This is a genomic window from Rhizobium halophilum (assembly GCF_021648825.1).
GTDB classification, from domain to species: domain Bacteria; phylum Pseudomonadota; class Alphaproteobacteria; order Rhizobiales; family Rhizobiaceae; genus Neorhizobium; species Neorhizobium halophilum.
The window spans coordinates 61581-75806 of sequence record NZ_JAKJHS010000004.1; the positions used below are offsets into that span (position 1 = coordinate 61581).

Genomic DNA, 14226 nt, shown 5'->3' on the forward strand with positions numbered 1-14226 from the left:
CTTTAGTCTCCCAAGGTGAGTTCGGCGACGAAGTCATAGGCGTCACCGCGATAGAGCGACCGGGTGAACTCTACGACGCGGCCTGAGGCGAGGTATGAAATGCGCTCGATGGAAAGCCCTGCAGCGCCAACCGGAACGGCCAACAGCCCGGCATCTGGCTCCTTGACGTTGCAGGCGGAGATGCGCTGGATCGCGCGCACCGGGCGCCCACTCTTCTTCTGCAGTGCGGCGTAAAGCGAGGTGGTGACGGCGTCCGGGTCCGGGAGGAGTTCCGCCGAAAGGCTCGCCCGCTCGATAGCCAGCGGTAGATCGTTTGCTATGCGCAGTCGGCCAATGCGAGCGACCATTGTGCCGGCGGCGAGCCCCAGCATCATCATCTCTTCCGGTGATGGGTGGAACAGGCCGCGCTCAAGCCATTCGGAACGGGTAGCAAGTCCCCGGCGCGTCATGTCCTCCGTGAAGGAGGTGAGCTGGGAGAGCGGCTGCTGGACGCGCGAAACCGGCTTGACGACGAAGGTGCCGGATCCCTGCCGGCGGGTCAGCAGCCCGTCCCGCACCAGGTCGTCGACCGCCTTGCGTACCGTGACCCGGCTGACATTCGCGTATTCGGCAAGATCCCGTTCGGCAGGGAGAGCGGCACCATGGCCAAGTCGACCGGAATGGATGGCATCCTCAAGCGTTTGCCGGAGCTTCAGGTAGAGCGGCCCGCCGCTCGGCGACTGAAGGCCTTCCAGCGGCAGGATGGATGCAAGCCCCTCGCTCATCGCACCGTCTCCGTCATCTGGAACGTCTGCACCGCCAGGGCGACGGCGCCGGTCAGCGCGTCGGCCAGTGGCTCGGACAAACGGATGCGATGCCGTTCCGCCAGATAAGAGGGGTAGACCTGCGCCAGACCGCCGAGAAGGCAGAGCCTGCCGCTGTTCTCGGTGATCCGGCCGATGGCGTCCAAGGCGTCGTCCACCTGTGCCGCTGCATCGCGCATCAGTCGAAGCGCGGTCGGATCTCCATCCGCGGCACCCTGGACCACGCGTGGCGCATAGCGGCCGAAGTCGCCCGGATGGGCCGCGCGGGCAAAATCGACGATCCTGCGGGGATCATTGCCGAACTCATTGAGGATCGAGGTCGTCAGCGCGCTCAAGGGCCGGATGCCGTCGTGGGCGAGAAGGCTTTCCTGCAGAGCCGCATGACCGATGCGCGCACCGCCACCCAGATCGCCGATCTGGAACCCCCAGCCGCCGAGATAATGCAGCTCTCCCCGGTGGCGAGCGATGAAGATGGTGCCGGTGCCGACGATCGCGATGGCGCCGTCAGCGTCTCCCACGGCACCCTGAAGCGCGATCAGTCCGTCGGAGACAATCTGCGCCTGCTGGAAGGGGAGGCGCTCCATGACATAGGAGACTGCGTCGCCGACATTGTTGCCCGCAAGCCCAAGGAGCGCGACGCAATCTTGCGGCCCCACATTGGCGAGAGCGGCGTCGGCGAGAGCCAGCCGTGCCGCTTCTTCGATATGCTGGAGTGCTGTGTCGGGATCGGTCAGGATGTTGGAGGCGCCGCTGCGGCCGCGGCCAAGGATGCGGCCTTGCGCATCGGCAACCGCCGCTCGGCAGCTCGTGCCCCCACCATCAATTCCTAAAAAGTAAGCCGCCATCCGTGCCTCCGCGTCAGATAATACCAAAAAAATACCATTTACCAAGTGGGCTGCGCGTTAGTGCTTTCCCTCGAAGCTTAACCACTGGTAACACCTTAGTTATTTTGGCGCGAAAGCGCTTCGAAAAAGGATGGAAAGGCAATCGCTAATTTTGCCGCTGGACAATTGGTATTTTTTTGGCATCATTTTGTCCGAGAGGGAGAAGCGGATGAGCAGAACTGCCACCGAAGCCAGACACGGAGATGCCGAAGGGCTCGACGCCCGGCCTTCGCATGAGATCCTAGCACTTCTCGCTCAAGGCCAGCAGGCTGCTTCGAAAGCCGTCGACGCCGCAATCCCCGCTATCGACGACGCTGCAAGCCTCGCCTCTCAGGCCCTCCGCTCCGGCGGCAAGCTTGTTTATGTCGGCGCTGGCAGTTCCGGGTTGATGGCGATGGCAGACGCGCTCGAGCTTCCCGGCACCTATGGCATCGCCAAGACGCAGATCACAATCCTGCTTGCCGGCGGCATCGCGAGCCTTTCCGATCTCGCCGGTTCGCCGGAAGACGACGTGGAGCAGGCAAGGCGAGACGCGGCGACCATCACGGCAGAAGACTGCGTCCTCTGCGTCTCGGCCAGCGGTTCGACGCCCTATGTCGTTGCCGTCGCGGAAGAGGCGCGGCAGCGCGCGGCGAAGGTCGTGGCATTAGCCAACAATCCGGGGGCGAGGCTTTTCGCCTCTGCCGATGTCTCGGTTCTTCTCCAGACGCCGCCAGAAGTCATTGCAGGATCTACCCGCATGGGAGCGGGCACGGCCCAGAAAGTCGCCTTCAACATGCTGTCGACGCTGGTCGGCGTGAAGCTTGGCCATGTGCATGACGGGCATATGGTCAACCTCTACCCGGACAACGAAAAGCTGCGCATCCGTGCCGCACGCATGGTGTCTGAAATTGCCGGCGTCGGTATGGATGAGGCGAGCCAACATCTGGAAAAGGCAAGCGGTTCGGTAAAGGTTGCCGTGCTTTTGGCGCGTGGTGCGGCTGACGCCGCTTCAGCGCGGGATTTGCTCGCCCGGTCGGGCGATGCGCTTCGGCCGGCTTTGGCCGAGCTGGAGCAGGAAAGTTCAACAGGGTTCCACAAACGCGCCTGAGCGCGCGAACAAGAGGGAGAACGACATGACCCGCATTCTGAAAGGCATGCTCTTTGCCACGACCGTGCTGGCTCCGGCTGGCATGGCGATGGCGCAGGAGACACAGCTCACCATCGAGAGCTGGCGTAACGACGACCTGCCGATCTGGCAGGAGAAGATCATCCCGGCCTTCGAGGCGAAGCATCCCGACATCAAGGTGACCTTCGCGCCGATGGCGCCGACGGAATATAACTCCGCCGTCAATGCCAAGCTAGAGGCCGGCACTGCAGGCGACCTGATTACCTGCCGTCCGTTCGACCTCTCGCTCGCCATGTTCGAGAAGGGCCAGCTGGCGCCGCTGAACGATCTAGAAGGCATGGAGAACTTCTCCGACGTTGCCAAGTCCGCATGGACGACGGATGACGGCCAGACCACCTTCTGCGTGCCCGTGGCCTCCGTCATCCACGGCTTCATCTACAACAAGGCGGCCTTCGAGGAAGTCGGCGTCGAGGTGCCGAAGACCGAGGAAGAATTCTTCGCGGTTCTCGAGAAGATCAAGGAAGGCGGCAACTACATCCCGATGGCCATGGGCACCAAGGACCAGTGGGAAGCCGCGACCATGGGCTACTACAACATCGGCCCGAACTACTGGAAGGGCGAGGAAGGCCGCAAGGCGCTGATCGCCGGCACGCAAAAGCTGACCGATTCGCAGTGGGTCGCGCCCTATGCGACGCTCGCCAAGTGGAAGGACTATCTCGGCGACGGCTTTGAGGCGCAGACCTATCCGGACAGCCAGAACCTCTTCACGCTCGGCCGCGCCGCGATCTATCCGGCAGGGTCCTGGGAAATTGCGCCGTTCAAGAGCCAGGCCGATTTTGAGATGGGCGCATTCCCGCCGCCGGTAAAGGCTGAGGGCGACAAGTGCTACATCTCCGACCACAACGATATCGGCATTGGCCTCAATGCCGACAGCGACAACAAGGAAGCCGCCAAAACCTTCCTGTCCTGGGTTGCGTCGCCGGAATTCGCCGAACTCTATGCGAACTCCGCACCGGGCTTCTTCAGCCTCAACTCCACGCCGGTGAAGATGGAAGACGAGCTCGCCCAGGAATTCGTTTCCTGGCGTGAAAACTGCGAAACGACGATCCGCCCAAGCGCGGCAATCGTTGGTCGCGGCGATCCAAACCTCGACCTCGAAATGTGGCGCACCTCCGCCAACGTCATCAACGGCACGATGACGCCGGAGCAGGCTGGCGAAGAGACCCAGAAGGGCCTCGACAGCTGGTACAAGCCAAAGCAGTAAGAGGCGCGTTAAGTCTCTGACTGCCATCACCCTGACCCTCTCCCCATCTCGGGGAGAGGGACTCGCCCGCATCCTCCATCGAGATCGCCGGCAACGGCGCGGCATCCGCTTCCCCGACGAGACGGGAGAGAATGGCGGTAGCCGGATGAGGGGCATTTCAACGAGTTCGACCGACGCCGCCGTTCCGGGACCGCATTATGAGCCAGTCTGATATCATCGAGACGGAGACAGCGACGCCGAAGCGGCCAGTCCGCTGGCATATCGCGGTCTTCCTGGCGCCGGCCTTCGTTGTCTATACCGCGGTAATGATCCTGCCGCTGATCGAGACGCTGCGCCTGTCGCTCTTCAACGTAGTTGGCGGCGAGCTCGCATTCGTCGGCCTCGCCAATTTCGCACAGCTCTTTGGCGATCCGCGGCTTGCGGCCGACTTCTGGAACGCTTTTTCCAACAACACGATCTTCTTTCTCATCCACATGGCGGTGCAGAACCCGATTGGTATTGCGCTTGCTGCCATGCTGTCGCTGCCGGGCCTGCGCGTCGCGGCCTTCTACCGCTCAGCGATCTTCGTTCCGACACTGCTGTCCTTCGTCATCGTCGGCTTCATCTGGAAGCTCATCCTCTCGCCGATCTGGGGCATCGCGCCCAACCTGATGGACCTCGTGGGGTTGAAATCCTTCTTCGGCCCCTGGCTAGGCAAGCCGGAAAGCGCGCTGATCACCGTCTCACTGATCTCCGTCTGGCAGTATGTCGGCATCCCGATGATGCTGATCTATGCCGCTCTTCTCAACATCCCGGACGAAGTGCTGGAAGCGGCGGAGATCGACGGCATCACCGGCTGGAGCCAGTTCTGGAAGATCAAGCTGCCGCTGATCCTGCCCTCGATCGGCATCATCTCGGTCTTGACCTTCGTCGGCAACTTCAACGCCTTCGACCTGATCTATACCGTTCAGGGCGCGCTGGGCGGGCCGGACGGCTCCACTGACATCCTCGGCACCCTGCTTTACCGCACCTTCTTCGGCTTCCAGAACCAGATGGGCAACCCGCCGATGGGCGCGACGATCGCGACCGTAATGTTCCTGATCATCCTGGCCGGCGTGTCGCTTTATCTCTTCGTCATCCAGCGGCGCATCCGCCGCTACCAGTTCTAGAAGGAGCAGGCCATGTCGAAAGCACGCTCCTCCTTCCTTCGCACCGGCCTCGTCCATCTGGCACTGATTACCTACACGCTGATCGCGCTCTTCCCGGTCTTCCTGACGCTGGTGAACTCCCTGAAGAGCCGCAATGCCATCTTCCGCGAGCCGATGGCCCTGCCGACTCCGAAGACGTTCAGCCTGATCGGCTACGAAACGGTGCTGAGCCAGGGTGATTTCTTCGGCTATTTCCAGAACAGCCTGATCGTGACGGTGGTCTCCATCGCGCTCGTGCTGCTCTTCGGCGCCATGGCGGCCTTCGCCCTTTCCGAATACCGCTTCCGCGGCAATACGATGATGGGGCTCTATCTGGCGCTCGGCATCATGATCCCGATCCGCCTGGGCACCGTGGCTATCCTGCAAGGCATGGTGGCAACGGGGCTGGTCAACACGCTGACTTCACTGATCCTCGTCTACACGGCGCAGGGCCTGCCGCTGGCGATCTTCATCCTGTCGGAATTCATGCGCACCGTTTCCGACGACCTGAAGAGCGCCGGGCGCATCGACGGGCTGTCGGAATACGCGATCTTCTTCCGCCTCGTGCTGCCGCTGGTGCGCCCTGCCATGGCGACGGTCGCCGTCTTCACCATGATCCCCATCTGGAACGACCTGTGGTTCCCGCTGATCCTCGCCCCCGGCGAGGCGACCAAGACCATCACGCTCGGCGCCCAGATGTTCATCGGCCAGTACGTCACCAACTGGAACGCCGTTCTCTCGGCCCTGTCGCTGGCAATCCTGCCGGTGCTGGTCCTCTACGTCATCTTCTCGCGGCAGCTGATCCGCGGCATTACCTCGGGAGCCGTGAAGTGAGTTCTGAAACCAAGCCCATCCGCGTCCTCGTCGCCGGCCTCGGCAATATGGGCCGTAGCCACGCGCTGGCTTACCACAACAATTCGGGCTTCGAGATTGTCGGTTTCGTCAACCGTTCGGAGGTGACGTTGCCGGAGGAACTGCGCGGCTACGCGATCCATCCGACCTTCCCCGAGGCGCTCGCGGAACTGAAGCCGGACCTCTGCTCCATCTGCACCTATTCCGACAGCCATGCCGATTATGCCGTCATGGCCTTCGAGGCCGGATGCCATGTCTTCGTGGAAAAGCCTCTGGCAACCACGGTGGCGGATGCAGAGCGCGTGGTCGCGGCGGCAAAGGCGGCCGACCGCAAGCTCGTCATCGGCTACATTCTGCGCCATCACCCGTCCTGGATGCGGCTGATCGAGGAGGCGCGCAAGCTCGGGCCGCCTTACGTCTTCCGCATGAACCTCAATCAGCAGTCCTCGGGCCCGACCTGGGAAACTCACAAGGCGCTGATGCAGACGACCTCGCCGATCGTCGATTGCGGCGTCCACTATGTCGACGTCATGTGCCAGATCACCGACGCCAAGCCGGTGCAGGTGCGCGGCATGGGCCTGCGTCTTTCCGACGAGGTGGCGCCCGACATGTACAATTACGGCCACCTGCAGGTGATGTTCGAGGACGGCTCGGTCGGCTGGTACGAGGCCGGCTGGGGGCCGATGATTTCGGAAACCGCCTTCTTCGTGAAAGATGTGATGTCGCCGAAGGGATCCGTCTCAATCGTCATGGATCCGAACGCGAAATCCGACGACATCGACACGCACACGAAGACCTCGCTGATCCGGGTGCATGCTGCCGAAACGGGTCCGGATGGGAAGTTCTTGCGTCCCGACGAGGATCTGGCCATGGCCGGCGAGCCGGGGCACCAGGATCTCTGCGACATGGAGCAGGCTTATGTACTCAAGGCCATTCGCGAGGACATCGATCTTGATCGCCACATGAACGACGCCGTGCAGTCGCTGCGCATCTGCCTGGCGGCCGACCAGAGCGTGCGCACCGGCGCGCCGGTCATTCTATAAGGAAGAACGCCTTGGGTTCGCTGCAACTTTCTTCGATCCGCAAATCCTTCGGCACGCACGAGGTGCTGAAGGGCATAGACCTGGAGGTGAAGGACGGGGAGTTCGTCATCTTCGTCGGACCCTCCGGCTGCGGAAAATCGACGCTGCTGCGCGTGATTGCCGGCCTGGAGGATGCCACCTCGGGAAGCGTGCGTATCGATGGGGCGGAAGTGGTCAACACGCCGCCGGCCAAACGCGGCATTGCCATGGTCTTCCAGTCCTACGCGCTTTACCCGCACCTGACGGTGAAGGACAATATGGGGCTGGGGCTGAAGCAGGCGGGCGAGGGGAAAGCGGTGATCGAGGAGCGGGTGGCGAAAGCCTCGACCATGCTGTCGCTTGATCCCTATCTCGCGCGCCGGCCGGCGGAGCTTTCCGGTGGCCAGCGCCAGCGCGTCGCGATCGGCCGCGCCATTGTGCGCGAACCAAAACTCTTCCTGTTCGACGAGCCGCTGTCCAACCTCGACGCGGCACTTCGCGTTCAGACGCGGCTGGAGATTGCGGCCCTCCATCGACGCCTCAAGGCCACGATGATCTATGTCACCCACGATCAGGTCGAGGCGATGACATTGGCCGACAAGATCGTCGTGCTGAATGCGGGCGCCATCGAGCAGATCGGCTCGCCGATGGAGCTTTACAACCGCCCGGCCAACCTTTTCGTCGCCGGTTTCATCGGCTCACCGCAGATGAACTTCATCGAGGCCGGGCGCCTCAACGAGCAGGGCGCAGAGACGATCGGCATCCGGCCCGAGCATATTACCCTGTCGCGCGAAGCCGGCACCTGGAAGGGCCGGGTGGAGCATGTCGAGCATCTGGGTGCCGACACCATCGTCTATCTGGAAACGGAAGTGACCGGGCTGCTGACGGTGCGCCTCTTCGGCGAACATCCGTATGCAACTGACGATGTCGTCTTTGCCACGCCGGATGCCGCCAGCATGCATCGCTTCGATGCCGAAGGTCGAGCAATCCGGGCCTGATGGCCTACTGAGCGACAGTTGAGACGATGGTGTTTTCGATCGAGCGGCCAACCCGGTTGATCTGTTCGCTATAGGTCCGCCGCGTCTCAGGATCAAAGACGGCGATCGGCGCGCTCACCGTGGCACTTGCCACCCCGCCAACCGTCTGGGCGGTACCCAGTGCAATTGCCCCGAGCCGGTCGCCGAGAGCGACGCCGCCGGTGTTGATCTCTTGCCCGGCCAAGAGGCGCGAGCCGATCAGTTGCACGACCTGCGGGCTCTGCGCGAACTTGCCGTGGTTCAACGCGTCGCCGCTTTCAAGCGCGGTCAGGTCGATGACCGATATCCCCGCTTTCTCGAATTTCGACCGGTAGGGCTCGACCGTGGGGTCGATCTGCCCCAGCCGATCGACGCTGCCGGAAATGCGCCGTGACAGCTGCAGCGCCCGGTCGTCGCGCGAAACGAAGAGGGTGAAATGCGGCCCGTCCTTGCCGATCGTCTCGAGCTGCTGGCCGAACACGTCGACGTCGAGATCGGGCGAGGCAAGGATGACGTTGCGGATCTTCGGCTCGACGCGGCCCTCGCGGATCGCCATCTGGCGAAGCGCCTCCACCGTCAGCCACGATCCCATGGAATGGGCAAGCACCACGACATCGGCGACCTGCGGATCGTCGGCGATCTGGTCCAGCACGCGCTCCAGCCCGTCGCGGGAATAATTGGCGCTTTCCTTGTCGTAATTGTAGTCGAAGATCGAAGCGCGTGACGGCCAGGTGAAGAGCACGGGTGCGGCTTCGGCATTGGAATCATGGACAATCTGCGCGAAGCGGTAGACGGCCTCCTCGTAGCGATTGTTGAAGCCGTGGACGAAGACGAGCACCCGCTTGGTCGGCGGCAGATGCTGCGAAAGCCAGCGGTTGGCGCCCTTCTCCGTCTGGACCGGCTCGACCCGCACGGTCGCAAAATCCTTGGCGGGATCCGCCGGCAGGCGCTTCGGCCACTGCACCTCGCCGATCTTCCGGTTGGCATCGGGCGGAATGGAGACGGTGATGGCGGTGGCTTCGAGATCCTGGCCGCGCTCGCCGGAAAACAGGATACCCGCATCCTCCGACGGCTGCCGCGTCGTCGCGACGAAGATGTCGACCTCTTCGCCCGGCGCTGCCGCCGAGGCCGTCGGGATCAGCACCCCTTCCGGCCGCCCCGCACAGCCGGAAAGGCTGAAGGCGAGAAGGAGGGGGAGACACGCTGCCCGCAGGCGACGTGAAGGATGAGCGGCGCCGGTGATCATGTGGCCCATTCAGCGGGAATGGGGGCGTATGTCAATGGCGGGGGAGGTGGCGGGCGCCAAAGTCCCGACGGGCGAGGACTTTCATTAAGAGAGCAACCTGATGTGAGATGGGAAGATTTGGTGGAGCTAAGCGGGATCGAACCGCTGACCTCTTGCATGCCATGCAAGCGCTCTCCCAGCTGAGCTATAGCCCCATCAGGGTGGTCCGGCGTGATGTCCGGTCCTGGGTAACTCGCGGGCGCGTCGCCCGGAGTGGCGGCTTCTTACTTCCGGTTTTTGGAGAGTGCAAGCCGCAAATGCGTGGCCCGGCGAAATTTGTAGTTCGCCGGGCGATCGCTCGTGGATCAGACTTCGTCGTCGTCGCCGGTCACGCCGATGATGCCGGTCATGTCGTCGTTGTCGTCGTCTTCGTCGGCTTCCAGGAAGGTGTCGTCGTCGTCGCCTTCGATCTCGACGTCGTCATCGCCCATATCCGGCAGATCATCGCCGCTGGAGTCGTCGTTGTCGTCGGTCGTCGTCAGCTCGACCTCCGTGTTCTCGGTATCGACTTCCTGGATTTCCTCTTCCTCGGCCTGTTCCATCTTCATCTGGGCCGTGTTCTCCTCGAAGAAGGAGAGCGGCCAGGACTTGCCGGTATAGGGAGAAACGACGGGGTCGCGATTAAGATCGTAGAACTTCTTGCCGGTATCCGGGTCGGTACGTTTGGTTCCGAGTTCCGCTTTTGCCACTGTGAAAGCCTCGTGAGTCTGGCCGATCAGGTCGGCTTTGCCGCCGGAGCGGTTGTCAACGGGTGAGAAAACTAAGCCGGTCCCCATAAGGCCTGTGCTCTTTTCTGTCAAAGGTAAACTTGGAAGGGGACGGGGAGACGCAAATTAGCCGGATGACCGGCTTTCTCCTTTGTGCTAACGACGCGCGCAAAACCCAAGGACTATCAAAGAAGGACAGACCATGTCGCATGGCGTCGCGTTGAAGCCGGCCCGCTCGCAGAAATCCGCCGACCTGAAGGGCACCGTCCGCATTCCGGGCGACAAGTCGATCTCGCACCGCTCCTTCATGTTCGGCGGCCTTGCTTCCGGCGAAACCCGCATCACCGGCCTGCTGGAGGGCGAGGACGTCATCAACACCGGCAAGGCAATGCGCGCCATGGGCGCTAGGATCGAGAAGATCGGCAACGAGTGGATCATCCAGGGCACCGGCAATGGTGCGCTGCTGGCGCCGGAAACGCCGCTCGATTTCGGCAATGCCGGCACCGGCTGCCGCCTCACCATGGGTCTCGTCGGCGTCTACGACTTCGATTCCACCTTCATAGGCGATGCGTCGCTGACCAAGCGGCCGATGGCCCGGGTTCTCAATCCGCTGCGCGAGATGGGCGTCCAGGTGAAGGCGGCCGAAGGCGATCGCCTGCCGGTCACGCTGCGTGGACCCTCGACACCGAACCCGATCACCTACCGCGTGCCGATGGCCTCCGCCCAAGTAAAGTCGGCGGTCCTGCTTGCGGGCCTCAACACACCTGGCATCACGACGGTGATCGAGCCGGTGATGACGCGCGACCATACGGAAAAGATGCTGCAGGGCTTTGGCGCAAATCTTACGGTGGAAACGGATGCCGAGGGCGTGCGCACCATCCGGCTGGAAGGCCGCGGCAAGCTGACCGGCCAGGTAATCGATGTTCCGGGCGACCCGTCGTCCACCGCCTTCCCGCTGGTGGCAGCGCTGCTGGTTGAAGGCTCCGACGTGACTATCGAGAACGTGCTGATGAACCCGACCCGCACCGGCCTCATCCTGACGCTGCAGGAGATGGGTGGCGATATCGAGGTTATGAACCCGCGGCTGGCGGGCGGCGAGGATGTGGCGGATCTGCGCGTGCGCTATTCGCAGCTGAAGGGCGTGACTGTGCCGGCGGATCGAGCTCCGTCGATGATCGACGAATACCCCGTGCTTGCCGTGGCGGCTGCCTTTGCCGAGGGAACCACCACCATGCTCGGACTGGAGGAGCTGCGGGTCAAGGAATCCGATCGCCTGTCCGCGGTTGCCGACGGGCTGAAGCTGAACGGCGTCGACTGCGACGAGGGTGAGGACACGCTTGTGGTCCGCGGCCGTCCGAGCGGCAAGGGCTATGGCAATGCCTCCGGTGCGGCCGTGGTCACCCACCTTGATCACCGCATCGCCATGAGCTTCCTAGTGATGGGTCTGGTCTCCGAGCACGCGGTGACGGTCGACGACGCCGGCATCATCGCCACCAGTTTCCCGGAGTTCATGGACCTGATGACCGGGCTTGGCGCCCGCATCGAGCCGGTCGAAAGCCGGGCGGCCTGATGGGATTCGTCATCGCCATCGATGGACCGGCCGCAGCGGGCAAGGGCACGCTGTCGCGCCGGATCGCGCAGACTTACGGCTTCCAGCATCTCGATACCGGCCTCACTTATCGTGCAACTGCCAAGGCGCTTCTCGATGCCGGCCTGCCGCTCGACGACGAGCAGGTGGCGGAAAAGGTGGCGCGCGAGGTGGATCTCGGAGGCCTCGACCGGTCCGTCCTGGCGCGCCATGAAATCGGCGAGGCGGCATCCAAAATCGCGGTAATGCCGTCCGTGCGCCGTGCGCTGGTGGAGGCGCAACAGGCGTTCTCACGGCGCGAGCCGGGCGTGGTGCTCGATGGTCGGGATATCGGGACGGTGGTTTGTCCCTCGTCCCCCGTGAAACTCTACGTGACGGCCTCACCCGAGGTGCGGGCAAAGCGTCGCTTCGACGAGATTGTCGCTGCTGGCGGCGAGGCGGATCTTGACGCCATCTTTGCCGATGTGAAGAAGCGAGACGAGCGGGACATCGGTCGGGCTGACAGTCCGCTGAAGCCGGCAGACGATGCACACTTGCTAGATACGTCGGAAATGAGTATAGAAGCCGCGTTTCAGGCCGCGAAGAGCCTTATCGACGCTGCTTTGAAGGAAATTTGACGATCAGCCGGCAAGCCGGCACGTCAGACTAGCTCGCAGATCAGTCCTTGCGCCGGATTGCCTCCATGACGAGGCGGACTGACTACGAGCGTGTTCAACACGAACCACCGGCGCATATGTGTCCTAGCCGGGCACTTCAGGAGATTCCATGGCAGTATCTAACCCCACGCGGGAGGACTTTGCAGCCCTCCTCGATGAATCCTTCGCACAGACCGATCTGGCCGAAGGCTATGTGACCAAAGGCTTGGTCACGGCGATCGAAAAGGACATGGCGGTTGTCGACGTCGGCCTTAAGGTCGAAGGTCGCATCGCGCTGAAGGAATTCGGCGTCAAGGGCAAGGACGGTTCGCTGAAGGTCGGCGACGAAGTCGAAGTCTATGTCGAGCGCATTGAAAACGCGCTCGGCGAAGCTGTTCTGTCGCGCGAAAAGGCTCGCCGCGAGGAAAGCTGGGTCAAGCTCGAAGTCAAGTTTGAAGCCGGTGAGCGCGTTGAAGGCGTCATCTTCAACCAGGTCAAGGGTGGCTTCACCGTCGATCTGGATGGCGCTGTTGCCTTCCTTCCGCGTTCGCAGGTCGACATTCGTCCGATCCGCGACGTTACCCCGCTGATGCACAACCCGCAGCCCTTCGAAATCCTCAAGATGGACAAGCGCCGCGGCAACATCGTTGTTTCGCGTCGTACGGTTCTCGAAGAATCCCGTGCCGAGCAGCGTTCGGAGATCGTTCAGAACCTCGAAGAAGGCCAGGTTGTTGACGGCGTCGTCAAGAACATCACCGATTACGGTGCGTTCGTTGATCTCGGCGGCATCGACGGCCTGCTGCACGTTACCGACATGGCATGGCGTCGCGTCAACCATCCGTCGGAAATCCTGAACATCGGCCAGTCGGTCAAGGTTCAGATCATCCGCATCAACCAGGAAACCCACCGCATCTCGCTCGGCATGAAGCAGCTCGAGTCGGATCCGTGGGATGGCATCGCGGCTAAGTACCCGATCGGCAAGAAGATCTCCGGTACCGTCACGAACATCACCGACTACGGTGCATTCGTTGAACTGGAGCCGGGCATCGAAGGCCTGATCCACATCTCCGAAATGTCCTGGACCAAGAAGAACGTACACCCCGGCAAGATCCTATCCACGACGCAGGATGTCGACGTTGTCGTTCTCGAAGTCGATCCGTCCAAGCGCCGTATCTCGCTCGGTCTTAAGCAGACCCTCGAGAACCCGTGGCAGGCATTTGCGTTCAGCCATCCGGCCGGCACTGAAGTCGAAGGCGAAGTCAAGAACAAGACCGAGTTCGGCCTGTTCATCGGCCTCGAAGGCGACGTCGACGGCATGGTCCACCTCTCCGACCTCGACTGGAACCGTCCGGGCGAACAGGTCATCGAGGAATACAACAAGGGCGACATGGTCAAGGCCGTCGTTCTCGATGTGGACGTCGAGAAGGAACGCATTTCGCTCGGCATCAAGCAGCTCGGTAAGGACTCTGTCGGCGACGCTGCAGCTTCCGGCGAACTGCGGAAGAACGCTGTCGTTTCGTGCGAAGTCATCGCCGTCAACGATGGTGGTCTGGAAGTGAAGCTCGTCAACCACGACGACATCACCTCCTTCATCCGCCGCAACGACCTGGCACGCGATCGCGACGATCAGCGTCCGGAGCGTTTCTCGGTTGGCCAGGTGTTTGACGCTCGTGTCACCAACTTCTCCAAGAAGGACCGCAAGGTCATGCTGTCGATCAAGGCTCTCGAGATCGCAGAAGAGAAGGAAGCGGTTGCTCAGTTCGGTTCGTCCGACTCTGGCGCATCGCTCGGCGACATCCTGGGCGCGGCTCTGAAGAACCGCGGCAACAACGAGTAATCACCGGTTCCCAACGATCA

General features: G+C 62.4%; 13 protein-coding genes and 1 tRNA gene. 9 read left to right on the forward strand and 5 right to left on the reverse strand.

The window, feature by feature from the left end:
- Nucleotides 1–2: 2 nt before the first annotated feature.
- Both LXM96_RS09745 and LXM96_RS09750 read right to left on the reverse strand, forming a co-directional pair.
- A complete protein-coding gene (locus LXM96_RS09745) occupies nt 3–764 on the reverse strand; it encodes a GntR family transcriptional regulator (protein ID WP_239998288.1) in 762 nt (253 codons plus the stop codon).
- The gene (locus tag LXM96_RS09750) at nt 761–1648 is read right to left on the reverse strand and encodes an N-acetylglucosamine kinase (protein ID WP_239998289.1); all 888 of its coding nucleotides are present in this window, start codon (nt 1646–1648) and stop codon (nt 761–763) included. Before LXM96_RS09750 ends, LXM96_RS09745 begins: the two co-directional genes overlap by 4 nt.
- Nucleotides 1649–1856: 208 nt before the next feature.
- Here LXM96_RS09750 and LXM96_RS09755 point away from each other — a divergent pair, with 208 nt between their 5' ends.
- From LXM96_RS09755 to LXM96_RS09780, 6 genes are all read left to right on the forward strand, one after another.
- The gene (locus LXM96_RS09755) at nt 1857–2777 is read left to right on the forward strand and encodes an N-acetylmuramic acid 6-phosphate etherase (protein ID WP_239998290.1); all 921 of its coding nucleotides are present in this window, start codon (nt 1857–1859) and stop codon (nt 2775–2777) included.
- Nucleotides 2778–2802: 25 nt separating this feature from the next.
- Nucleotides 2803–4059 carry an ABC transporter substrate-binding protein gene (locus tag LXM96_RS09760; protein WP_239998291.1) on the forward strand — a complete coding sequence of 419 codons (1257 nt, stop codon included), beginning with the start codon at nt 2803–2805 and terminating at the stop codon, nt 4057–4059.
- A 197-nt stretch (nt 4060–4256) separates the two neighbouring features.
- Complete coding sequence (locus LXM96_RS09765) at nt 4257–5207, forward strand: carbohydrate ABC transporter permease (RefSeq protein WP_239998292.1); 951 nt, start codon at nt 4257–4259, stop codon at nt 5205–5207.
- A gap of 12 nt (nt 5208–5219) precedes the next feature.
- On the forward strand, nt 5220–6059 hold the full coding sequence (locus tag LXM96_RS09770; protein WP_239998293.1) for a carbohydrate ABC transporter permease: 840 nt from the start codon (nt 5220–5222) through the stop codon (nt 6057–6059).
- On the forward strand, nt 6056–7120 hold the full coding sequence (locus tag LXM96_RS09775; RefSeq protein ID WP_317208209.1) for a Gfo/Idh/MocA family protein: 1065 nt from the start codon (nt 6056–6058) through the stop codon (nt 7118–7120). The genes LXM96_RS09770 and LXM96_RS09775 overlap by 4 nt, the downstream gene beginning before the upstream one ends.
- Nucleotides 7121–7131: 11 nt before the next feature.
- A complete protein-coding gene (locus LXM96_RS09780) occupies nt 7132–8136 on the forward strand; it encodes an ABC transporter ATP-binding protein (RefSeq protein ID WP_239998294.1) in 1005 nt (334 codons plus the stop codon).
- 4 nt (nt 8137–8140) lie between these two features.
- Here the strand turns inward: LXM96_RS09780 and LXM96_RS09785 are convergent, their stop codons facing one another.
- The 3 genes from LXM96_RS09785 to LXM96_RS09795 all read right to left on the reverse strand — a co-directional run bounded on the left by LXM96_RS09785 (nt 8141) and on the right by LXM96_RS09795 (nt 10128).
- Nucleotides 8141–9400: an alpha/beta hydrolase gene (locus LXM96_RS09785; protein ID WP_239998295.1), complete on the reverse strand. Its 1260-nt coding sequence runs from the start codon at nt 9398–9400 to the stop codon at nt 8141–8143.
- A 118-nt stretch (nt 9401–9518) separates the two neighbouring features.
- A tRNA-Ala gene (locus LXM96_RS09790) sits at nt 9519–9594 on the reverse strand.
- A 150-nt stretch (nt 9595–9744) separates the two neighbouring features.
- A complete protein-coding gene (locus LXM96_RS09795; RefSeq protein WP_239998562.1) occupies nt 9745–10128 on the reverse strand; it encodes a TIGR02300 family protein in 384 nt (127 codons plus the stop codon).
- A 220-nt stretch (nt 10129–10348) separates the two neighbouring features.
- On the opposite strand from LXM96_RS09795, the gene aroA reads away from it, so the two are divergent.
- The 3 genes from aroA (at nt 10349) to rpsA (ending at nt 14206) form a co-directional block, all read left to right on the forward strand.
- Nucleotides 10349–11716, forward strand: coding sequence for a 3-phosphoshikimate 1-carboxyvinyltransferase (gene aroA, locus LXM96_RS09800; protein WP_239998296.1), 1368 nt, complete (start codon nt 10349–10351; stop codon nt 11714–11716).
- Entirely contained in the window at nt 11716–12351 is a 636-nt protein-coding gene (cmk, locus tag LXM96_RS09805) for a (d)CMP kinase (RefSeq protein WP_239998297.1), read from the forward strand. The genes aroA and cmk overlap by 1 nt, the downstream gene beginning before the upstream one ends.
- A 148-nt stretch (nt 12352–12499) precedes the next feature.
- Entirely contained in the window at nt 12500–14206 is a 1707-nt protein-coding gene (gene rpsA, locus LXM96_RS09810) for a 30S ribosomal protein S1 (RefSeq protein ID WP_239998298.1), read from the forward strand.
- Nucleotides 14207–14226 lie beyond the last annotated feature (20 nt).

Excerpts from the sequence above, each read along its gene's own strand:
- aroA (WP_239998296.1), top strand. The coding sequence starts at position 10,349 with ATGTCGCATGGCGTCGCGTTGAAGCCGGCCCGCTCGCAGAAATCCGCC.
- LXM96_RS09745 (WP_239998288.1), bottom strand. The coding sequence starts at position 764 with ATGAGCGAGGGGCTTGCATCCATCCTGCCGCTGGAAGGCCTTCAGTCG.
- LXM96_RS09755 (WP_239998290.1), top strand. The coding sequence starts at position 1,857 with ATGAGCAGAACTGCCACCGAAGCCAGACACGGAGATGCCGAAGGGCTC.
- LXM96_RS09760 (WP_239998291.1), top strand. The coding sequence starts at position 2,803 with ATGACCCGCATTCTGAAAGGCATGCTCTTTGCCACGACCGTGCTGGCT.
- cmk (WP_239998297.1), top strand. The coding sequence starts at position 11,716 with ATGGGATTCGTCATCGCCATCGATGGACCGGCCGCAGCGGGCAAGGGC.
- LXM96_RS09785 (WP_239998295.1), bottom strand. The coding sequence starts at position 9,400 with ATGATCACCGGCGCCGCTCATCCTTCACGTCGCCTGCGGGCAGCGTGT.
- LXM96_RS09765 (WP_239998292.1), top strand. The coding sequence starts at position 4,257 with ATGAGCCAGTCTGATATCATCGAGACGGAGACAGCGACGCCGAAGCGG.
- LXM96_RS09750 (WP_239998289.1), bottom strand. The coding sequence starts at position 1,648 with ATGGCGGCTTACTTTTTAGGAATTGATGGTGGGGGCACGAGCTGCCGA.
- rpsA (WP_239998298.1), top strand. The coding sequence starts at position 12,500 with ATGGCAGTATCTAACCCCACGCGGGAGGACTTTGCAGCCCTCCTCGAT.
- LXM96_RS09770 (WP_239998293.1), top strand. The coding sequence starts at position 5,220 with ATGTCGAAAGCACGCTCCTCCTTCCTTCGCACCGGCCTCGTCCATCTG.